This window comes from Enterobacter cloacae complex sp. IR5403, assembly GCF_049238705.1.
GTDB classification, from domain to species: domain Bacteria; phylum Pseudomonadota; class Gammaproteobacteria; order Enterobacterales; family Enterobacteriaceae; genus Enterobacter; species Enterobacter hormaechei_C.
On the sequence record NZ_JBMKHP010000007.1, the window covers coordinates 219736 to 240239 of the forward strand.

The following is a 20504-nucleotide window of genomic DNA, read 5'->3' on the forward strand; positions in this document are numbered from 1 at the left end:
CGCTACGTGTTATTTTTGACGAAAATTAATGAATTCCGCCAATACGATTGAGGCGAACGCCGGTCGGCCACTCGCCTTCCTGCTTCTCAAAACTCATCCAGATAGCTGTTGCTTTACCGACCAGATTCGCTTCCGGCACAAAGCCCCAGTAACGGCTGTCCGCAGAGTTATCGCGGTTGTCACCCATCATGAAGTAGTGTCCCGGCGGCACAATCCAGGTCGCCAGCTGTTGGCCTGGCTGCTGGTAGTACATTGCCAGCTGATCCTGTGCGATGGGCACGGTCAGAATGCGGTGAGTGACATCGCCCAGCGTCTCTTTGCGTTCAACCAGACGAATGCCATTCTCTTTGGTTTCACCTTTTGGCACCTGGAAGAATCCGCTGGTCGCTTCACCGCCGTTACGGCGGGCGAAGGTCTGCACAAAATCAGCTGGCTCAACGTTGGAGTAAGTGACTGGCAGCGCATTTTCACATGCGGTGCCAGAGCTACAGCCTGGCTGAATGGTCACCTCTTTCGCCACCGGATCGTAGGTCACTTTATCGCCCGGCAGACCTACCGCGCGTTTAATATAATCCAGCCGCGGATCTTCCGGATATTTAAACACCACGATGTCGCCACGTTTCGGATGACCCGTTTCGATCAGCGTTTTCTGGTAGATCGGATCTTTGATGCCATAAGCAAACTTCTCAACCAGAATGAAATCACCGATCAGCAGCGTTGGCATCATCGATCCTGACGGGATCTGGAACGGTTCATAGATAAATGAACGCACCACCAGCACAATCGCCAGCACCGGGAATACCGATGCCCCTGTCTCCAGCCAGCCCGGTTTTGGGCCGACTTTTTTCAGGGTTTTCGCGTCCAGCGCATCGCGCGTGGCTGCCTGCGCGGCAGCCTGACGTTCACGGCGTTTTGGGGCGAAGATAAACTTATCCAGGCACCACAACAGACCTGTCACCAGGGTAGCGATGACCAGGATCAGGGCAAACATGTTCGCCATGCCAACTCCTTAAGGTTATTTACCGTTACCGTCTTTACCAACATGAAGGATGGCAAGGAATGCTTCCTGCGGCAGCTCAACGTTACCGACCTGCTTCATACGCTTCTTACCTTCTTTCTGCTTCTGCAACAGCTTTTTCTTACGGCTGACGTCGCCGCCGTAACACTTAGCCAGAACGTTTTTACGCAGCTGTTTCACGGTTGAACGGGCAATGATGTGGTTGCCAATGGCCGCCTGAATCGCAATGTCAAACTGCTGACGCGGGATCAGATCTTTCATCTTCTCAACCAGCTCACGACCACGGTACGGTGCGTTATCGTTGTGGGTGATCAGCGCCAGCGCATCCACACGCTCACCGTTGATCAGCACGTCCACACGAACCATGTTCGAGGCCTGGAAGCGTTTGAAGTTGTAGTCCAGCGACGCATAGCCACGGGAGGTAGACTTCAGACGGTCGAAGAAGTCGAGCACCACTTCCGCCATCGGAATTTCATAGGTCAGCGCCACCTGGTTACCGTGGTAAACCATGTTGGTCTGCACGCCACGCTTCTCAATACACAGGGTGATCACGTTACCGAGGAACTCCTGCGGCAGCAGCATGTGACACTCTGCGATAGGCTCGCGCAGTTCCTGAATATTGTTCAGCGGCGGGAGCTTGGACGGGCTGTCAACGTAGATCACCTCTTTCGACGTGGTTTCTACTTCGTAGACAACCGTCGGGGCGGTGGTGATCAGATCCAGATCGTATTCACGCTCCAGACGTTCCTGAATGATCTCCATGTGCAGCAGACCGAGGAAGCCACAGCGGAAGCCGAAGCCCAGCGCCGTTGAGCTTTCTGGCTCGTAGAACAGGGAGGCATCGTTGAGGCTCAGCTTTCCGAGCGCATCGCGGAAGTTCTCGTAATCGTCGGAGCTGACCGGGAACAGACCCGCATAAACCTGTGGTTTCACCTTTTTGAAGCCTGGCAGCGCTTTATCTGCCGGGTTACGTGCGCCGGTCAGGGTATCGCCTACTGGCGCGCCGAGGATGTCTTTAATTGCACAGACCAGCCAACCCACTTCGCCGCATTTCAGTTCGGTACGGTCAACCTGTTTTGGCGTGAAGATGCCCAGACGGTCAGCGTTGTAGACCTGGCCGGTGCTCATGACCTTGATTTTGTCGCCTTTACGCATGGTGCCATTTTTAATACGCACCAGCGAGACAACGCCGAGGTAGTTATCAAACCAGGAGTCGATGATCAGCGCCTGTAGCGGCGCATCCGGGTCGCCTTCCGGCGGCGGAATATCACGCACCAGACGTTCCAGTACATCCGGAACGCCGACGCCAGTTTTCGCCGAGCAGCGCACTGCATCGGTCGCATCAATACCGACGATGTCTTCAATCTCTTCCGCTACGCGCTCAGGATCGGCGGCTGGCAGGTCGATTTTATTCAGAACCGGCACCACTTCAAGATCCATTTCCATGGCGGTGTAGCAATTTGCCAGCGTCTGGGCCTCTACGCCCTGCCCGGCATCCACCACCAGCAGCGCACCTTCGCAGGCCGCCAGCGAGCGTGACACTTCATAAGAGAAGTCAACGTGCCCTGGGGTGTCGATAAAGTTCAGCTGATAGGTTTCACCATCGGAAGCTTTATAGTCGAGCGTCACGCTCTGCGCTTTGATGGTAATACCGCGTTCGCGTTCCAGGTCCATGGAGTCCAGAACCTGGGCTGCCATTTCACGATCAGACAGGCCACCGCAAATCTGGATAATACGGTCAGACAGCGTCGACTTACCGTGGTCAATGTGAGCAATGATCGAAAAGTTACGTATGTTCTTCATATAGTTAAATAATTATGCCTTACGAATTCCTGGAGGCCGCTGTTCTTAGCCTGACGTTTTTCAGTGCGAAAACGCAGCATTCTACACTACATCCTCGTCAGCTGGAAATGCACTTAGAGCCAGGTATAGCGCGAAGAGACGGCGTTTTCTTTATTGCGATGTAAATAATAATAAAGCCCGGCAGATCACCGGGCCTCAGAAGAGAGCATCTCAACACGAAGTTGGTCGGGTGCCAGTGCAACGTTGAGGATGACGGGTTGCCACGCTTCCCGGGCGGCAAGCCTTGGGGAAACGCCTTTAGCAAGCCAGAACCCGCCCACGCCGCCCAACGCGGCCCCGCACATGGCGGCCAAATCTGTGCCGAACAGCATCTGGAAAACCCCGCCCATCACGAACAGACCTGCCAGCGGAGAAAGGTAAACCAGCATGGCGGAAGTGAGCAGGCTACCTTCAGCGATGCCCAGCTCCACTTTTTGCCCTGCCACCAGCGGCTGATCGCTTGGCACAGCAATAGTGTGCGACGTTTGCGGCCCCAGCTTATTCAACACGCGGCTGCCGCAACCGGCTCGCGAAGCGCAGCTGCTGCATGATGCTTTAACGTCACAGCTGACAAGCGCTACGCCATCCTGCCAGGATACGACCGTGGCCCACTCTTTAATCATTGCGCAGCCCTGAATTTAATGCTGTCTGAAATACGTTTTGCCGTTGGCGGCGGTAATTCACCGACGATGGTAATTTCCGCATTATCGCGCACCGTCGTGCTAACCGTCCGGCGACCGGTACGGAGCATCTGTTCGGAACTGTTCGCCGTAGCGCGATTAATATTCACCGAGAAGCTAAACAGCCCATCGGAATAGAGTCGCGACTCAACCGGCGTTTCGATGGTCGGCAGCTGGCGACGGCTGCTGGAAACTTCGCTGAACCCTTGCGGGATCCAGGATGGTACCCAGTTAAAATTGACAGAGTCGCCGGCAGGCACGGAAAGCAAAGGCGGCAGGCTGGCTTTGGCCAGATTCTGCATGCTGTTGCCTACCTGACTGTTCACATCGAAGGAGATCACGCGGAACTGCTCCAGCGTTTCACCGTCGCGATCGAGCAGATCAACGCGCATCGGCAGCTTCGTCTCTGCGTCAATCCAGACGATATAGCTGTAACGTGTCCCATCCCGCGCGACAACGCGTATCACTTCGCACAGCCTGTCGGCAATACGCGTTCGCCCCACCGAGATAAAATCATAGTAGGGGGCGAGACGTTTAAAATCGGTGTAAATGAGCGACGGCAGGGAATCAACGATGTAGTCACCATTGAGCGTAAACGGCTCAAGGCCTGGCTCGAAATAGCTGATTTCGTTCCCACGCTGGACCACTTCCCGACGCGGGCCATCCATCTGTAAAAGCTGGGCGAGCGGCTGATTATCAAGGCGGGCGTGGCGATAGCGTAACGATTCGACACCCTGCTTATTGATGCTGATAAATGCCAACTCGTAATTGAGTGACTGGCTGGCCAGATTCATTTGCTGCAACAACGCCCCGGATGAAACATCAGCCGAGGCGTTAGCAGAGAAGAACAGGCTACCCGCCATCAAGGACATGGCGAACCAAAGTTGCTTCATTACTGCGATTGCGTTCCTAAAGTTTGGTTTCCTGGCACCTGCACAGCAGCCTGCTGGGTTTGGGCCTGCTCAAACTGAAGCTGCTCGGAGTGCAGACGACGCTGCAACTCGTAATCCTGCAACATCGCATTAATGCGACGACGCTGCTCCTGTACCTGCTGTTGCTGTCCGCCGCTTGCGGAGGCATCTGCCGGTACGCCCAGGCTAACCGGGCTGGCTTTACCCATCATCGGCAGCGTATTGAACACTGGCGCTTCAGGCTGCTGATTGGCTTCAGACTGAGTGTTATAGTGCTGGACCCCAACGATAACTGCAAGCGATACGCACGCTGCGACCCCCATCTGGGTGAGCTGGCTGGCCCATGGACGCACCTTGTGCCAGAACGGCATTTTCTGCCACTGGTGAGGTGCAGGCTGCGCTTCAGGAATCAGCGGCGTGGTCTGATGAACAGGTTCGTTCTCAATGGCCGCCATAACGCGTGCTGAGATATCGAAATGGAGAACTTCACTGGTATCACCGCGCAGCGTGTCGCGGATAAGATGATAGCTCTCCCAGGTCTGTTGCATTTCGGGAGAATGAGACAACTCATCGAGCAGCTCATTATCCAGCGTTTCACCATCCATTAAAGCGGAAAGTTTTTCTTTCTGCATGCCTAATACCTTTTCCAGTATCCCGCTATCGTCAACGCCTGATAAGCGGTTGAACTTTATTATCAATGGCTTCTCGCGCACGGAAAATTCGTGAACGAACCGTGCCGACCGGACAATCCATGATGGCGGCTATCTCTTCATAGCTTAGGCCATCCAGCTCCCGTAACGTAATTGCCATGCGTAAATCTTCCGGGAGCGACTCGATCGTGCGAAAAACGATTTGTCTCAGTTCTTCTGACAACATTAAGTTCTCAGGGTTCGAAATTTCTTTCAGCGCGCCGCCACTTTCGAAGTTTTCTGCGTCGATAGCGTCAACATCACTTGAAGGCGGACGACGGCCCTGAGCAACCAAATAATTCTTAGCCGTATTGACTGCAATACGATACAGCCAGGTATAAAAAGCACTATCCCCCCGGAATGAATCCAGCGCACGATAGGCCTTAATAAAAGACTCTTGCACCACATCAGGAACATCGCCTGACGGTACATAGCGGGAAACCAGACTCGCTACCTTATGCTGGTAGCGCACCACCAGTAGGTTAAAAGCTTTCTGATCTCCCTTCTGGACCCGTTCAACCAGGACCTGGTCCGTTAACTGCTCGCTCATCCGAGGTAATGTCTCCCCAAACCAAATTCCACGCGTTATCGAAACGCCACTCTAACAACATTGCACTTTGAGCAAGCACCGAATTAGAGTGTCTGTTCTTCAATAAGTTCCGTAACGCCTTTGTTTTTGTTCATCGCGCCGCAGACCGTTCATTTTCTCTCATTATAAGTCTGTTCACGATACGCACCCGCTTTCTGACAAGAATCATCAACTTTATCGTCAGAAGAGTAACGCAACACAGGCTTTATTTCACCACAAAAACTGAAGCTAACGATCTGCTTCGCAAAATATTTCCGGCCATTTAGCGCAGATTTAACTTCCGGCCTTTCGTTTAGTCATTGCAACACACATCAAAAAAAACGTGCGATATCTCGCATCGCAATGCTATTCTCCCCACACCATGTTTAGTAAATTAAACAAACATCATGAACACGACGCCTGAACTTCATTGTGATGTACTGATCATCGGCAGCGGTGCTGCCGGCCTCTCCCTCGCACTGCGCCTGGCGGAACATCAGAACGTAATCGTGCTGAGTAAAGGGCCGATAAGCGAAGGTTCCACCTTCTATGCACAAGGCGGTATTGCCGCGGTGTTTGATGAAACGGACAGCATTGCCTCGCACGTAGAAGACACCCTGATTGCCGGCGCCGGGATCGTGGATGAGCATGCCGCAGAGTTTGTCGCCAGCAATGCCCGCCACTGCGTGCAATGGCTTATCGATCAGGGCGTGCTGTTTGATACGCAGGTTCAGCCTAATGGTGAAGAGAGCTATCACCTGACCCGTGAAGGCGGGCACAGCCACCGCCGTATTCTGCACGCTGCTGATGCAACCGGAAAAGCGGTTGAAACCACGCTGGTCAGCAAAGCCCTCAGCCATCCCAATATTCGGGTGCTGGAGCGCAGCAACGCCGTCGACCTGATTATTTCCGATAAAATTGGCCTGCCCGGCACGCGCCGTGTTGTCGGCGCATGGGTGTGGAATCGGAATAAAGAGAAGGTGGAAACCTGCCAGGCAAAAGCCGTTGTGCTGGCGACCGGCGGCGCCTCCAAGGTTTACCAGTACACGACTAACCCGGATATCGCCTCCGGAGACGGTATCGCCATGGCCTGGCGCGCAGGCTGCCGCGTGGCGAATCTGGAGTTTAACCAGTTCCATCCTACCGCCCTGTTCCACCCGCAGGCGCGTAACTTCCTGTTAACTGAAGCGTTGCGCGGCGAAGGCGCGTATCTGAAGCGTCCGGACGGTTCCAGGTTTATGCCGGACTTCGACCCCCGAGGTGAACTTGCCCCGCGGGATATCGTGGCCCGCGCCATTGACCACGAGATGAAGCGGCTTGGCGTGGACTGTATGTATCTGGACATTAGCCATAAACCGGAAAACTTTATTCGCCAGCACTTCCCGATGATTTATGAAAAGCTGCTGAGTCTGGGTATTGATTTAACCCGCGATCCGGTGCCGATTGTACCTGCCGCACACTATACCTGTGGCGGGGTGATGGTTGACGATCATGGTCGTACCGATGTGGATGGTTTGTATGCGATCGGCGAGGTCAGCTACACCGGCCTGCATGGTGCGAATCGCTTGGCCTCAAACTCGCTGCTGGAGTGTCTGGTGTATGGGTGGTCGGCGGCGGAAGATATTACCAAACGCATGCCCTATGCACGTCCGACAACACACCTGCCGGCATGGGATGAAAGTCGGGTGGAAAACCCGGACGAACTGGTGGTTATCCAGCATAACTGGCACGAGCTACGGCTTTTCATGTGGGATTATGTCGGGATTGTACGCACAACGAAGCGTCTGGAACGCGCGTTACGCCGCATCATGATGTTACAGCAGGAAATTGATGAATATTACGCCAACTTCCGCGTTTCCAATAATCTGCTGGAGCTGCGCAACCTTGTGCAGGTTGCCGAGCTGATTGTGCGCTGTGCGATGATGCGCAAAGAGAGCCGTGGCCTGCATTATACGCTGGACTATCCCGAACCGCTTGAAACGTCCGGCCCGTCGGTGTTAACGCCGCAGGTTCACATAAACAGATAAAAGGCCTGGGTCAGGGCAGTGTAATCTTCGGAATAACGCTGGTCTGGCCCACGAATGACCATCCTGTCGATAAAGCACTCCCCCTCTTTCGGCGAGAGCGCCAGCAACACGCGGTGCGGTAAGCGTCCCTCCGTATCCGAAATATCGGTACGAAGGCGCAGATTCCAGCCGATCTCCCGTGCGATCTCAATGAAGGTGTTACCCGTGCTTTCAGGCAAGACCACGCAGAAAAAACCCTCTTCCGAGATGAGTTCCGCCGCACTGGTCAGTAGCGCCTTGTGATCGAGCGAGCCGGTGTAACGTGCCTGCTCGCGTTCCGGCGTTCCACATTCCACGCCTGGCGTGAAATACGGCGGATTGCTGACAATCAAATCGTAACGCGCGGTCTGCTCCGGCGCCCAGGTCAGGACATCGGCGCATTCTACCCTGATGCGTTCTGCCCACGGGGAGTCGGCAGCGTTTTCACTTGCCTGCCGGGCCGCCTGAGGATCAAGCTCAACGGCGTCGATCGTGACGTGTTCTTCCGTTCGCTGCGCCAGCATCAGCGCCAGAAGTCCGCTGCCCGTACCAATATCCAGAATGCGTTTTACACCTGCGACAGGCGCCCATGCACCCAGTAAAATACCGTCTGTACCGACTTTCATCGCACAACGATCGTGCGCCACAAAAAACTGTTTAAACGTAAAACCATCGCGGCGCAACTGCGCTTTGAGTTGAGACATGTCAGGGCAACCTTCTGAGTGAAACTGGAGTAGCATAGGGGAAAGCGAAGTGGTCGAAAAGCGATATCCATACAAACAGATGAAGATTACAGCCGTAACGTCTATAATCAGCGCCCCACACAGAGGTAGAACATGACTGTAACGACTTTTTCCGAACTTGAACTCGATGAAAGCCTGCTCAATGCCCTTGAGAGCAAAGGCTTTACACGCCCGACCGCCATTCAGGCCGCGGCCATTCCGCCTGCGCTTGAGGGCCGCGATGTGCTCGGTTCTGCGCCAACCGGCACGGGGAAGACAGCAGCCTACTTGCTGCCTGTGTTGCAGCATTTGCTCGACTTTCCGCGTAAAAAATCAGGCCCGCCGCGCATTTTGATCCTGACCCCGACCCGTGAACTGGCGATGCAGGTTGCCGAACATGCGCGTGAGCTGGCGGCGAACACCCATCTGGATATCGCGACCATCACCGGCGGCGTAGCGTATATGAACCACGCCGAAGTGTTCAGCGAAAACCAGGATATCGTTGTCGCGACGACGGGCCGTCTGCTGCAATACATAAAGGAAGAGAACTTCGACTGCCGCGCGGTAGAAACGCTGATTCTCGATGAAGCTGACCGTATGCTGGACATGGGCTTTGCCCAGGATATCGAACACATCGCGGGTGAAACGCGCTGGCGTAACCAGACAATGCTGTTCTCGGCAACCCTTGAAGGGGATGCTATTAAAGATTTCGCCGAACGTCTGCTGGAAGATCCGGTGGAAGTGTCCGCTACGCCATCGACGCGTGAGCGTAAGAAGATCCACCAGTGGTACTACCGCGCAGATAACCTTGAGCATAAGGTTGAGTTGCTGAAACACCTGCTGAAGCAGGAAGAGGCAACCCGTACCATCGTCTTCGTCCGCAAACGTGAGCGCGTGCATGAGCTGGCAGAAATGCTGCGCAATGCCGGTATCAACAACTGCTATCTCGAAGGTGAAATGGCGCAGGTTAAGCGTACCGAAGGGATCAAGCGCCTGACCGATGGCCGCGTGAATGTGCTGGTTGCCACCGACGTTGCCGCGCGCGGGATCGACATCCCGGACGTGAGCCACGTGATCAACTTTGATATGCCGCGCAGCGGTGATACTTACCTGCACCGTATTGGTCGTACCGGCCGTGCGGGCCGCAAAGGAATTGCTATCTCTCTGGTAGAAGCGCACGACCATCTGCTGCTACAGAAAATTGGCCGCTACGTTGAGGAGCCGCTGAAAGCTCGCGTGATTGACGGACTTCGTCCGACCACACGTGCGCCGAGTGAAAAAATGACGGGTAAACCGTCCAAGAAAGCGCTCGCGAAACGTGCTGAGAGAAAAGAGAAAGAAAAAGAGAAGCCGCGCGTTAAACAGCGCCACCGCGATACCAAAAATATTGGTAAGCGCCGTAAGCCAAGCTCTGCTGCGTCAGAGACAAAAACGGAAGAGTAAAAAAAAGCCGGGACATTCCCGGCTTTTTTATTCCACCCCCGAAGCTGAAACCTTACAGGCTTTCAGTAAAGGTACGCGCGATAACATCGCGCTGCTGTTCCGGAGTCAGCGAGTTGAAACGCACCGCATAGCCAGACACACGGATGGTCAGCTGCGGGTATTTTTCCGGGTGCTCAACGGCATCCATCAGCGTTTCGCGACGCAGGACGTTAACGTTCAGGTGCTGACCACCTTCCACGCGAACTTCTGGCTGCACTTGCATTGGGATTTCACGGTATTCAATTTCGCCCAGTTTGCTCACCGGAACAATTTCGTCTTCCGCAAAACCTGCTTTCGCTACTACACAGCGCGCTTCGTTTTTCTCGCTGTCCAGCAGCCAGAAAGAGTTCAGCAGATCGTCATTTGCAGCTTTAGTAATCTGGATACCTGTAATCATGTGTTGCCTCCCTTAGGCTACATTAACTGATGCTGGCCTTTTGCGGCCAATTGGTAAAACCATTGTTTGTTGTGTGTATATATAACATTCAGACCCGGGTGATTTATTGATTTAAATCAACAAAACCACCAACCACACAAAGAGTGTGGTCTGTATTTTTTGTTTTAGATCAATTTTAAAGGTTTACCAATTCGACTTATCCTGCCTGGTTTTCAACATAAATTGAGTCACTTAGCCTGGTTTTCCGCGGGTAATTTTGCTCATTGGTGTTTAACAGGTAAGCTAGACACAGAATGAGATTCGCAGGAGAGCGAGATGACAACACCTTTAACCTGGCATGACGTGCTGGCAGAAGAGAAGCAGCAGCCCTATTTTATTAACACCCTCAGTACCGTTGCGGCTGAACGGCAGGCCGGCCAGACAATTTATCCGCCGCAGAAAGATGTGTTTAACGCCTTCCGCTACACCGAACTGAGTGATGTAAAGGTGGTTATCCTGGGGCAGGATCCGTACCACGGCCCCGGGCAGGCTCATGGACTGGCATTTTCCGTGCGTCCGGGCGTGGCCATCCCCCCTTCTCTGCTGAATATGTATAAAGAGCTGGAAGGAACGATTCCTGGTTTCACCCGCCCTAATCACGGTTATCTGGAAAGCTGGGCGCGCCAGGGCGTGCTGTTGCTGAATACCGTATTAACTGTCCGGGCGGGTCAGGCACACTCCCACGCCAGTCTGGGATGGGAAACCTTTACCGATAAGGTTATCAGCCTGATCAATGAGCATTGTGAAGGCGTCGTGTTTTTACTCTGGGGTTCGCATGCCCAAAAGAAAGGGGCGATTATCGATCGTCAGCGTCACCACGTGCTGAAGGCACCGCACCCGTCGCCGCTGTCTGCGCATCGCGGTTTCTTTGGCAGTAATCATTTTGTTCTGACGAATGAGTGGCTGGAAAAGCGTGGCGAAAAGCCGATTGACTGGATGCCTGTGTTACCGGCAGAGAGTGAGTAGGGTTTGAATGTGCCGGGTCAGGCCCGGCACATAAAAGGCTTATGCCTTGTTCTGACGCCACCATTCCGCCAGCAGCACGCCGGTCGCAACGGATACGTTCAGGCTTTCAACGTTGCCAGTGCCGTCGATAGAGACGCTCAGGTCAGCGCTGGAGAGTGCCGCATCAGACAGACCGTCACGCTCCTGACCTAACACCAGCACCATTTTGCGCGGCAGCGTCGCTTTAAACAGCGGCGTAGCGGCACGGCTTGAGGTGGTGACAATGGTGTAGCCCGCTTTACGGAATTGCTCCAGGGCTTCCAGCACGCTGTCGCCGGTGATCGGCTGAACGTGCTCTGCGCCGCCTTCCGCGGTACGAATCGCCGCACCGGATTCCAGCAGCGCGGCATCCTGCAACAGAACGCCTTTCACGCCAAAGTGCGCGCAGCTACGCATCATAGCGCCCAGGTTATGCGGGTTACCCACATCTTCCAGCGCCAGCACGCAGTCATCGGCATCCGCCTGGCTAACCCACTGCTGCACGGTAGTGCCGTTACGTTTTTTGATCAGGAAGCAGACGCCGCCGTGGTGTTCTGTACCGGACGCTTTTGTCAGCTCGGCATCGTCAACAACATGGTAGGCTTTGCGGTTCGCCGCCATCCAGCGCAGCGCTTCTTTAAAGCGCGGGGTCACGCTCTGGATAAACCATGCACGAACGATACACTCCGGGCGGCTCTGGAACAGGGCCTGACAGGCGTTCTCACCGTAAACACGGGTCTCTTCCGCACGCTGACGACGCAGCACTTCCGGATCGATAAAGCTTTTTCCGCTGATACCGCCGTGATCGGCCTTTTCAGTTACCTCTTCACCCGGCGCGCGAGAAACGGTACGCCATGGCGATCCACCGTCGCGGACAACATCATCGCGTTTGCGATCGTCACGCTTACGGTCATCACGTTTGCGGTCATCGCCGCGGTTATTTCTGTCATCGCGGGCGGGGCGACGGCCACCGTCTGCACGAGAAGACGCCGGACGCCCGCCACCTTTTCCGGTACGCGGATTTTGGGTGCGTTTATCAGAGTCATCATCACTGCGGACATACATCACTTTGACCTTGCCGCTTTTGTTTTTCATTTCGTCGTTCATGCTTTTCTCCACCAGCGCTGCGCGAAGCGCGCAGATTACCCGATGTGCAAGCTCATAGCCATAATTTCGTACAAAAGCCTGTGACTATTGTTCCCATTGAATAAAACGCGTTGTCGTTTCATACAGGCTCACTGATAATATGTAACATATCAGAAACATTATCGGCGTTCTGCCGTTGTTCCACGGCTCTATCAGAGGTTAGTTATGAATACCGTATGTGCCAACTGTCAGGCTTTAAACCGCATTCCGGACGATCGGATGGATGACGGTGCGAAATGCGGGCGTTGTGGCCACGAATTATTTGATGGCGATGTCATTAACGCGACGGGTGCTACGCTGGACAAACTCCTCAAGGACGATCTGCCTGTTGTGGTCGATTTTTGGGCACCGTGGTGCGGCCCCTGCCGTAACTTTGCGCCCATCTTCGAAGACGTGGCTGAAGAGCGCAGCGGGAAAATGCGTTTTGTCAAAGTGAATACCGAAGCGGAACGTGAACTCAGCGCCCGTTTTCGCATTCGCAGCATTCCAACCATTATGATTTTCAAAAACGGTGAAGTGATCGACATGCTCAATGGTGCAGTACCGAAGGCGCCTTTCGACAGCTGGTTAAACGAATCCCTGTAACATTCGCGGGGCATAGCTTGTGCCCCGTTCTCTCCTCTGCGAAAATGGGGTTTTTCCTGCCTTTTCGCCCATGACTGATAACGCTGTACTTCAATTACGCGCCGAGCGCCTTGCGCGCGCCACCCGCCCTTTTCTGGCCCGAGGCAATCGTATTCGCCGCTGCCAGCGCTGCCTTTTACCGCTAAAAGTGTGTCTGTGCGAAACGCTTGCACCGAGCGAGGCGAAAAGCCGCTTTTGTCTGGTCATGTTCGATACCGAACCGATGAAGCCCAGCAACACGGGGCGTTTGATCGCCGATATTCTGCCCAACACCGCAGCGTTTCAGTGGTCGCGCACTGAGCCACCTCAGGCTCTGCTCGACCTGGTGGCAAGCCCGGACTATCAGCCCATGGTCGTTTTCCCGGCATCATATGCAGGCGAACAACGTCAGGTGCTTACGGCGCCACCATCTGGTAAGCCGCCGCTGTTTATTATGCTCGACGGCACCTGGACCGAAGCGAGAAAGATGTTTCGCAAAAGCCCTTATCTTGATGCGCTGCCGGTGATTTCCGTCGATCTGTCGCGCGTTTCGGCCTATCGCTTACGTGAAGCGCATGCCGACGGTCAATATTGCACCGCTGAAGTCGCTATTGCGCTACTGGATCTGGCGGGTGATACCCAGGCGGCTGGCGCGCTGGGCTCCCACTTCTCCTGCTTCCGCGAACGTTATCTTGCGGGAAAAACCGTTCATAAGGGTAGCGTCACAGCATCTGAGGCAGAAAGCGTTTAAAATCATCAGGTCGCTTGCATTCACAGGAGGCCTGTATGAGCCAGAGAGGGTTAGAAGCGCTACTCCGTCCGAAATCCATTGCTGTTATTGGCGCCTCGATGAAACCGGACCGCGCAGGGTATCTGATGATGCGTAACCTGCTGGCTGGCGGGTTTAACGGCCCGGTCATGCCCGTTACGCCCGCTTATAAGGCGGTACAGGGGGTGCTGGCGTGGCCGGATGTGCACAGTCTGCCTTTCGTTCCCGACCTCGCCGTGCTCTGTACGCATGCGAAACGAAACCTCGAACTGCTTGAGTCGCTCGGTAAGAAAGGCTGTAAAACCTGCATTATTCTTTCCTCGCCTCCTGAACAGCAGCCCGAACTGCTGGCCTGCGCCAGCCGCTACCAGATGCGCATTCTTGGTCCAAACAGCCTCGGCCTGCTTGCGCCCTGGCAAGGACTGAATGCCAGTTTTTCCCCGGTTCCGATCCGTAAAGGCAAACTGGCCTTTATTTCGCAGTCAGCTGCGGTATCCAATACTATCCTCGACTGGGCGCAGCAGCGTGAGATGGGTTTTTCCTATTTCATCGCTTTGGGCGACAGCCTGGACATTGACGTCGATGAGCTGCTGGATTTCCTGGCGCGTGACAGCAAAACCAGCGCTATCCTGCTCTACCTTGAACACCTGAGCGACGCCCGTCGTTTTGTGTCGGCGTCGCGTAGCGCATCGCGTAATAAACCGATACTGGTCATCAAAAGCGGGCGCAGCCCCGCGGCTCAGCGCCTGCTACATTCCCGTTCCGGGATGGATCCCGCATGGGATGCAGCGATCCAGCGCGCCGGTCTGCTGCGGGTACAGGATACGCACGAACTTTTTTCCGCCGTCGAAACGTTAAGCCACATGCGCCCCCTGCGCGGTGAAAAGCTGATGATTGTCAGCAACGGTGCCGCTCCCGCCGCCCTGGCGCTGGACGAGCTCTGGCTACGCAACGGAAAGCTGGCCACGCTGGGTGAAGAGACGCTCCAGCGCCTGCGGGACGCGTTACCGGGAAGCGTTGTTCCCGATAATCCCCTCGATTTGCGCGATGATGCCAGCAGCGATCGTTACATTAAGGCGATCACGATTTTGCTGGATAGCCAGGACTTTGATGCGCTGATGATTATCCATTCGCCCAGCGCGGTTGCGCCAGGCAGCGAAAGTGCGCGAGCGCTGATTGAGGCAGTCCGAAACCATCCCCGCGGCAAATACGTTACCCTGCTGACCAACTGGTGCGGCGAGTTCTCCTCCCAGGAGGCACGGCGTCTGTTTAGTGAAGCCGGGTTGCCAACCTACCGTACCCCGGAGGGCACCATTACCGCGTTTATGCATATGGTTGAATACCGCCGCAACCAGAAGCAGCTGCGTGAAACGCCTGCCCTGCCGGGCAATCTCACCGCAAATTCGGTGGATGTGCACAGGCTTTTGCAGCAGGCCATCGAAGAGGGCGCCACTTCCCTTGACACACATGAGGTGCAACCCATTCTTGGCAGCTATGGGATGCAAACCCTGCCCACCTGGATTGCCGGCGACAGCGCTGAGGCGGTACATATCGCTGAGCAGATTGGTTATCCGGTCGCGCTGAAGCTGCGCTCTCCCGATATTCCGCACAAATCGGATGTACAGGGCGTCATGCTGTATCTGCGCACCGCGACAGAAGTGCAACAGGCCGCGGATGCCATTATCGATCGCGTAAAAATGACGTGGCCACAGGCCAGGATCCACGGCCTGCTGGTGCAGAGCATGGCCAACCGTGCGGGTGCGCAGGAGCTGCGCGTGGTTGTCGAACACGATCCGGTTTTTGGTCCGCTCATTATGCTGGGTGAAGGCGGCGTTGAGTGGCGGCCAGAAGAGCAGGCGGTTGTCGCGCTTCCTCCTCTAAACATGAACCTGGCGCGTTATTTAATTATTCAGGCCATAAAAAGCAAAAAAATCCTCGGGAGAAGCGCTCTGCGGCCGCTTGATATCGCCGGATTAAGCCAGTTTCTGGTGAAGGTCTCCAACCTCATTGTCGACTGTGCGGAGATCCAGCGCCTGGATATCCACCCCCTTCTTGCCTCCGGAAATGAATTTACCGCGCTGGACGTGACGCTGGATATTGCGCCCTATAACGGTGATCCGGAAAGCCGTCTCGCCATTCGTCCTTATCCTCTTCATCTGGAAGAGTGGGTGGAGATGAAAAATGGGGAGCGGGCGCTGTTTCGCCCTATCCTGCCGGAAGACGAGCCGCTGCTGCGGGCGTTCATCTCGCAGGTGACGCAGGAAGATTTGTACTATCGCTATTTCAGCGAAATCAATGAATTTACCCACGACGATTTAGCCAATATGACCCAGATCGACTACGATCGAGAAATGGCGATTGTGGCGGTCCGCCGTTCCGGAACGGAAGAGGAGATCCTCGGCGTGACGCGTGCCATTTCCGACCCGGATAACGTGGATGCCGAGTTTGCCGTACTGGTGCGTTCCGATCTTAAGGGTTTGGGGTTGGGCAGACGGCTGCTCGAAAAACTTATTGGTTATACGCGCGATCACGGATTGTCACGCCTGAATGGCATTACTATGCCAAACAATCGGGGTATGGTGACCCTGGCGCGGAAGCTCGGTTTTGACGTTGATATCCAGCTGGATGAAGGCATTGTCTCTCTGTCCCTCAGCCTGACTTCGACGGATAAACAAGAGTAAGCTGCTGGAAATGTTACCCACTTTTACCGGCACTGGGGTATCATTGTCCGCTTATGTTGTTTGCCTGGTACAGACAACCCTTCAATGAACAGAGAAGAAACGCACTGTGATGTTGTCAAAATTTAAGCGTAATAAACATCAACAACACCTTGCTCAACTACCGAAGATTTCTCAGTCAGTTGATGATGTAGAGTTCTTTTATGCTCCCGCTCATTTCCGGGAGACGCTTCTTGAAAAGATTGCCAGCGCTACGCGACGTATTTGCATTGTGGCGCTCTATCTTGAACAAGATGAAGGTGGGCGTGCGATCCTGAACGCGCTCTATGAAGCGAAACGTCAGCGTCCGGAACTGGATGTTCGCGTGCTGGTTGACTGGCACCGCGCTCAGCGTGGCCGTATTGGTGCGGCTGCCTCGAATACCAATGCTGACTGGTATTGCCGCACGGCCCAGGAAAATCCGGGTATTGATATCCCGGTGTATGGCGTACCGGTGAATACCCGTGAAGCGCTTGGCGTTCTTCATTTTAAAGGATTTATCATTGATGACAGCGTCCTTTATAGCGGCGCCAGCCTGAATGATGTGTATCTCCATCAGCTCGATAAATACCGCTACGATCGCTACCATCTGATCCGCAATCCGCAGATGGCTGACATCATGTTCAACTGGGTTGATAAAAACCTGGTTCATGGTCGGGGTGTGCACCGTCTTGACGATCCTCATCGCCCGAAAAGCCCGGAAATCAAAAATGACGTTCGCTCCTTCCGCCAGGAACTGCGCGATGCGGTTTATCGTTTTCAGGGTGATGCCAGTAATGAAGAACTGTCCGTTACGCCTCTGGTAGGTCTGGGAAAATCCAGCCTGCTGAACAAGACTATCTTTCATTTGATGCCGTGCGCTGAGCATAAGCTTACCATCTGCACCCCGTACTTTAACCTTCCCGCCGTTCTGGTGCGTAATATCATTCAGCTGCTGCGTGATGGTAAAAAGGTGGAAATCATTGTTGGGGATAAAACGGCAAATGACTTTTTCATTCCGGAAGATCAGCCTTTCAAGATCATCGGCGCACTGCCTTATCTCTATGAGATTAACCTGCGTCGCTTCCTGAGCCGTTTACAGTACTATGTGAACACAGACCAGCTGGTTGTGCGTCTCTGGAAAGATGAAGACAACAGCTATCACCTTAAAGGGATGTGGGTGGATGATGAGTGGATGCTGCTGACCGGTAATAACCTGAACCCACGCGCCTGGCGTCTGGATCTGGAAAACGCCATCCTTATTCACGATCCTCAGCATGCGTTAGCCGCGAAACGCGATCGTGAGCTGGAGCTTATACGCACGCATACTACAGTGGTTCGTCATTATCGCGATCTGCAAAGCATCGCTGATTATCCGGTGAAAGTTCGCAAGCTGATTCGCCGTCTACGTCGGATCCGTATCGACCGCCTCATCAGCCGCATTCTGTAATACACGAGCCCTGTCATCGACGGGGCTTTTTTATGGAGTCTGTTAATGCGTACGCCTTTCCTGATAATCCCTCTTTTCCTGACCGGTTGCAGCCATATGGCTAATGATAACTGGTCGGGTCAGGATAAAGCTCAACACTTTCTGGCGTCTGCAATGTTGTCCGCTGCGGGTAATGAATATGCGCTGCACCAGGGTTATAGCCGGGATCGAAGTGCCACAATGGGGCTGATGTTCTCCATCAGCCTGGGGGCATCAAAAGAACTTTGGGATAGCCGCCCCTCGGGAAGCGGCTGGAGCTGGAAAGATTTTGCCTGGGACGTAGCCGGGGCAACAACCGGCTACGCCGTCTGGCAGATGGCGCATTATTAAAGGCGGATCCCTTTTCCTTTACGATGCAGCATCAGGGAGACAATAAACGCCAGCGCCCCCATGATGGTGACATACCAGAAAAAGGTCGATTCACTGCCCCATGACTTAAGGGATAGCGCGACATACTCTGCCGAACCGCCGAACAGGGCGTTAGCGACCGCATAAGAGAGGCCTACGCCCAGCGCCCTCACCTGTGCGGGGAACATTTCTGCTTTCAAAATGCCACTGATTGCCGTGTAAAAACTAATAATAATAAGTGCCACCATAATCAAAGCGAAAGCGGCATACGGAGAGGTTGTATGCTGTAGCGCCGTCAAAAGCGGAACAGTCCCCAGGGTGAGCATGCCACCAAAGATCAGCATGGAGGTGCGGCGACCTATTTTGTCCGACAGCGCGCCAACAATCGGCTGGATGAGCATAAAGACCAGTAACGCCACCGTCATGACGACACTCGCAACGTTAGCATGCATGCCCGTGGTGTTGACCAGATATTTTTGCATATAGGTGGTGAAGGTATAGAAGCTTAGCGAGCCTGCGGCGGTAAAGCCTAATACCATCAAAAACGCTTTGCGGTTTCGCCACAGCCCTTTCATCGAACCGGCTTCTTTCAGCGCCCTGACCTCCTGCTGGGAGGTTTCATCAAGCTGACGGCGTAACCACAGCGCCACAACCGCCAGGGCAGCCCCCAGGGCAAACGGGATGCGCCAGCCCCAGGCGCGTAAATCTTCATCGCTAAGGATTTGTTGAAGGATCACCACAACCAGTAACGCCAGCAGCTGACCGCCAATGAGGGTTACATACTGGAATGATGCATAGAAACCTTTGCGCCCTTCAACAGCTACTTCGCTCATGTATGTCGCGCTGGTGCCATATTCGCCACCCACTGACAGCCCCTGGAACAGGCGTGCCAGCAGCAACAACGCCGGTGCCCATGTTCCGATAGTGTCATATCCGGGAAGGCAGGCAATCACCAGCGAGCCGACGCACATCATGCACACGGAGATGAGCATGGATGTCTTGCGCCCTTTCCTGTCCGCGATCCTGCCGAACAGCCATCCGCCAATGGGACGCATCAGGAACCCGGCGGCAAAAACGCCTGCGGTTTGCAGAAGCTGCGTTGTGGTGTTCCCTGACGGGAAGAAGATATGTGCAAAGTAGAGTGAACAAAATGAATAGACGTAAAAATCAAACCACTCTACAAGGTTCCCCGATGAAGCTCCAACGATTGCCCAAACCCGACGGCGAGTATCCTTGCCTGCTAAACTTGTGTTATCCGTATCTGCACTGGCTACGGTTTCTGTCATTTTAAAATCCCCTGTCTCACATTGCGGGCCATTGCCCACAAACAGTAAAACCGGATTTAAAACGAATCGTTAGGTAAATAAAATGTTTCCAATATGTTTCATTGGATTTTGTGAACTCGATCAGGTATCGAATTATTAGCGGACGTAGTAATTATCCCCACGCTTGCTGGTGAGCCTTTTTTCGCTGCAAATAATCTTCATCAGCACGAATTTTATCCCACCACGTTTTGAACACCGCAGCGGCTTCTGCTTTTACTGGATCGTGATCGAGGGGTTTGACCTGGCGCTTCTCATCATACTTTTTACCGCCTTTATGATTGGCGTATCGCCGGGCACGGGTGTATCCCATCTGTATGAATTTACGCGCCATATCCATGCCGACAAAATCGTTTTTCCTGCGGTATTCTTCAAAAAGGGCGTAGATCTCTTCTGCCGAACGCGCTGCGACTTCAGCATTTTTATAACTCCAGTGCGGCAGGATTTCGCTTTTATAAGGCTCGACCATCAATACGCCCTGCTCACCCCGGCCAACCTGATACCATTCGGGATGTTCGCGAAAATTAATATTGGCAAAATCTTGTTGATAATCAAAGGGACGAGTCAAAGCGGCACCATTGTTAAAATTGTTTTAACAATTGTAGGCCGGATAAGGGGAAGCCGCCATCCGGCATGTTTTCTACGTACAAAGCAAAAAACCCCGCACCTTACGGTACGGGGTTCTTCTTAATTGATGCCTGGCAGTTCCCTACTCTCACATGGGGAGACCCCACACTACCATCGGCGCTACGGC

At 54.1% G+C, this 20504-nt stretch carries 19 protein-coding genes; 8 read left to right on the top strand and 11 right to left on the bottom strand.

The features are described from left to right. Positions 1-25: 25 nt before the first annotated feature. The 6 genes from lepB to rpoE all read right to left on the bottom strand — a co-directional run bounded on the left by lepB (position 26) and on the right by rpoE (position 5690). Positions 26-1000 (bottom strand): signal peptidase I, encoded by a 975-nt coding sequence (gene lepB / locus ACOTW6_RS12885; RefSeq protein ID WP_213789164.1) that lies wholly within the window; start codon positions 998-1000, stop codon positions 26-28. Between the two features lie 15 nt (positions 1001-1015). Continuing rightward, complete coding sequence (gene lepA / locus ACOTW6_RS12890; protein WP_003860714.1) at positions 1016-2821, bottom strand: translation elongation factor 4; 1806 nt, start codon at positions 2819-2821, stop codon at positions 1016-1018. Between the two features lie 185 nt (positions 2822-3006). Beyond that, on the bottom strand, positions 3007-3483 hold the full coding sequence (gene rseC, locus ACOTW6_RS12895) for a SoxR-reducing system protein RseC (RefSeq protein WP_062933315.1): 477 nt from the start codon (positions 3481-3483) through the stop codon (positions 3007-3009). Beyond that, on the bottom strand, positions 3480-4433 hold the full coding sequence (gene rseB / locus ACOTW6_RS12900) for a sigma-E factor regulatory protein RseB (protein WP_003860717.1): 954 nt from the start codon (positions 4431-4433) through the stop codon (positions 3480-3482). The genes rseC and rseB overlap by 4 nt, the downstream gene beginning before the upstream one ends. Further along, positions 4433-5083: an anti-sigma-E factor RseA gene (rseA, locus tag ACOTW6_RS12905; RefSeq protein ID WP_003860719.1), complete on the bottom strand. Its 651-nt coding sequence runs from the start codon at positions 5081-5083 to the stop codon at positions 4433-4435. The genes rseB and rseA overlap by 1 nt, the downstream gene beginning before the upstream one ends. A gap of 31 nt (positions 5084-5114) precedes the next feature. Continuing rightward, positions 5115-5690 (bottom strand): RNA polymerase sigma factor RpoE, encoded by a 576-nt coding sequence (rpoE, locus tag ACOTW6_RS12910; RefSeq protein ID WP_006176728.1) that lies wholly within the window; start codon positions 5688-5690, stop codon positions 5115-5117. A gap of 425 nt (positions 5691-6115) precedes the next feature. On the opposite strand from rpoE, the gene nadB reads away from it, so the two are divergent. Beyond that, entirely contained in the window at positions 6116-7735 is a 1620-nt protein-coding gene (gene nadB / locus ACOTW6_RS12915; protein ID WP_213789163.1) for an L-aspartate oxidase, read from the top strand. Here nadB and trmN read toward each other — a convergent pair. Continuing rightward, positions 7720-8457: a tRNA(1)(Val) (adenine(37)-N(6))-methyltransferase TrmN gene (gene trmN, locus ACOTW6_RS12920; protein WP_062933317.1), complete on the bottom strand. Its 738-nt coding sequence runs from the start codon at positions 8455-8457 to the stop codon at positions 7720-7722. The genes nadB and trmN overlap by 16 nt on opposite strands. Positions 8458-8589: 132 nt before the next feature. On the opposite strand from trmN, the gene srmB reads away from it, so the two are divergent. After that, positions 8590-9918, top strand: coding sequence for an ATP-dependent RNA helicase SrmB (gene srmB / locus ACOTW6_RS12925; protein ID WP_003860725.1), 1329 nt, complete (start codon positions 8590-8592; stop codon positions 9916-9918). A 52-nt stretch (positions 9919-9970) separates the two neighbouring features. Here the strand turns inward: srmB and grcA are convergent, their stop codons facing one another. Beyond that, on the bottom strand, positions 9971-10354 hold the full coding sequence (gene grcA, locus ACOTW6_RS12930) for an autonomous glycyl radical cofactor GrcA (RefSeq protein WP_003860727.1): 384 nt from the start codon (positions 10352-10354) through the stop codon (positions 9971-9973). Positions 10355-10669: 315 nt separating this feature from the next. On the opposite strand from grcA, the gene ung reads away from it, so the two are divergent. Further along, positions 10670-11359: a uracil-DNA glycosylase gene (gene ung / locus ACOTW6_RS12935; protein WP_062933318.1), complete on the top strand. Its 690-nt coding sequence runs from the start codon at positions 10670-10672 to the stop codon at positions 11357-11359. Positions 11360-11398: 39 nt separating this feature from the next. Here ung and ACOTW6_RS12940 read toward each other — a convergent pair whose 3' ends face one another. Then, a complete protein-coding gene (locus tag ACOTW6_RS12940; protein WP_045344820.1) occupies positions 11399-12484 on the bottom strand; it encodes a tRNA/rRNA methyltransferase in 1086 nt (361 codons plus the stop codon). 204 nt (positions 12485-12688) lie between these two features. Here ACOTW6_RS12940 and trxC point away from each other — a divergent pair, with 204 nt between their 5' ends. From trxC to ACOTW6_RS12965, 5 genes are all read left to right on the top strand, one after another. Further along, a complete protein-coding gene (gene trxC / locus ACOTW6_RS12945) occupies positions 12689-13108 on the top strand; it encodes a thioredoxin TrxC (protein ID WP_003860733.1) in 420 nt (139 codons plus the stop codon). 70 nt (positions 13109-13178) lie between these two features. Beyond that, positions 13179-13877, top strand: coding sequence for a tRNA-uridine aminocarboxypropyltransferase (tapT, locus tag ACOTW6_RS12950; RefSeq protein ID WP_062933319.1), 699 nt, complete (start codon positions 13179-13181; stop codon positions 13875-13877). A 35-nt stretch (positions 13878-13912) separates the two neighbouring features. Continuing rightward, on the top strand, positions 13913-16576 hold the full coding sequence (locus ACOTW6_RS12955; protein WP_213789162.1) for a bifunctional acetate--CoA ligase family protein/GNAT family N-acetyltransferase: 2664 nt from the start codon (positions 13913-13915) through the stop codon (positions 16574-16576). A gap of 109 nt (positions 16577-16685) precedes the next feature. Further along, positions 16686-18041: a CDP-diacylglycerol--serine O-phosphatidyltransferase gene (gene pssA, locus ACOTW6_RS12960; RefSeq protein WP_026094276.1), complete on the top strand. Its 1356-nt coding sequence runs from the start codon at positions 16686-16688 to the stop codon at positions 18039-18041. A gap of 45 nt (positions 18042-18086) precedes the next feature. Continuing rightward, a complete protein-coding gene (locus tag ACOTW6_RS12965; protein WP_003860739.1) occupies positions 18087-18410 on the top strand; it encodes a YfiM family lipoprotein in 324 nt (107 codons plus the stop codon). On the opposite strand, the gene ACOTW6_RS12970 is transcribed toward ACOTW6_RS12965, so the two are convergent. Together ACOTW6_RS12970 and ACOTW6_RS12975 are read right to left on the bottom strand one after the other, a co-directional pair. After that, the gene (locus ACOTW6_RS12970; protein ID WP_017383558.1) at positions 18407-19714 is read right to left on the bottom strand and encodes an MFS family transporter; all 1308 of its coding nucleotides are present in this window, start codon (positions 19712-19714) and stop codon (positions 18407-18409) included. The two genes, ACOTW6_RS12965 and ACOTW6_RS12970, sit on opposite strands and share 4 nt — an antisense overlap. A 151-nt stretch (positions 19715-19865) precedes the next feature. Next, positions 19866-20318, bottom strand: coding sequence for a DUF4385 domain-containing protein (locus ACOTW6_RS12975; protein WP_213789161.1), 453 nt, complete (start codon positions 20316-20318; stop codon positions 19866-19868). Positions 20319-20504: the final 186 nt, after the last annotated feature.

Excerpts from the sequence above, each read along its gene's own strand:
- lepB (WP_213789164.1), bottom strand. The coding sequence starts at position 1,000 with ATGGCGAACATGTTTGCCCTGATCCTGGTCATCGCTACCCTGGTGACA.
- lepA (WP_003860714.1), bottom strand. The coding sequence starts at position 2,821 with ATGAAGAACATACGTAACTTTTCGATCATTGCTCACATTGACCACGGT.
- rseC (WP_062933315.1), bottom strand. The coding sequence starts at position 3,483 with ATGATTAAAGAGTGGGCCACGGTCGTATCCTGGCAGGATGGCGTAGCG.
- rseB (WP_003860717.1), bottom strand. The coding sequence starts at position 4,433 with ATGAAGCAACTTTGGTTCGCCATGTCCTTGATGGCGGGTAGCCTGTTC.
- rseA (WP_003860719.1), bottom strand. The coding sequence starts at position 5,083 with ATGCAGAAAGAAAAACTTTCCGCTTTAATGGATGGTGAAACGCTGGAT.
- rpoE (WP_006176728.1), bottom strand. The coding sequence starts at position 5,690 with ATGAGCGAGCAGTTAACGGACCAGGTCCTGGTTGAACGGGTCCAGAAG.
- nadB (WP_213789163.1), top strand. The coding sequence starts at position 6,116 with ATGAACACGACGCCTGAACTTCATTGTGATGTACTGATCATCGGCAGC.
- trmN (WP_062933317.1), bottom strand. The coding sequence starts at position 8,457 with ATGTCTCAACTCAAAGCGCAGTTGCGCCGCGATGGTTTTACGTTTAAA.
- srmB (WP_003860725.1), top strand. The coding sequence starts at position 8,590 with ATGACTGTAACGACTTTTTCCGAACTTGAACTCGATGAAAGCCTGCTC.
- grcA (WP_003860727.1), bottom strand. The coding sequence starts at position 10,354 with ATGATTACAGGTATCCAGATTACTAAAGCTGCAAATGACGATCTGCTG.
- ung (WP_062933318.1), top strand. The coding sequence starts at position 10,670 with ATGACAACACCTTTAACCTGGCATGACGTGCTGGCAGAAGAGAAGCAG.
- ACOTW6_RS12940 (WP_045344820.1), bottom strand. The coding sequence starts at position 12,484 with ATGAACGACGAAATGAAAAACAAAAGCGGCAAGGTCAAAGTGATGTAT.
- trxC (WP_003860733.1), top strand. The coding sequence starts at position 12,689 with ATGAATACCGTATGTGCCAACTGTCAGGCTTTAAACCGCATTCCGGAC.
- tapT (WP_062933319.1), top strand. The coding sequence starts at position 13,179 with ATGACTGATAACGCTGTACTTCAATTACGCGCCGAGCGCCTTGCGCGC.
- ACOTW6_RS12955 (WP_213789162.1), top strand. The coding sequence starts at position 13,913 with ATGAGCCAGAGAGGGTTAGAAGCGCTACTCCGTCCGAAATCCATTGCT.
- pssA (WP_026094276.1), top strand. The coding sequence starts at position 16,686 with ATGTTGTCAAAATTTAAGCGTAATAAACATCAACAACACCTTGCTCAA.
- ACOTW6_RS12965 (WP_003860739.1), top strand. The coding sequence starts at position 18,087 with ATGCGTACGCCTTTCCTGATAATCCCTCTTTTCCTGACCGGTTGCAGC.
- ACOTW6_RS12970 (WP_017383558.1), bottom strand. The coding sequence starts at position 19,714 with ATGACAGAAACCGTAGCCAGTGCAGATACGGATAACACAAGTTTAGCA.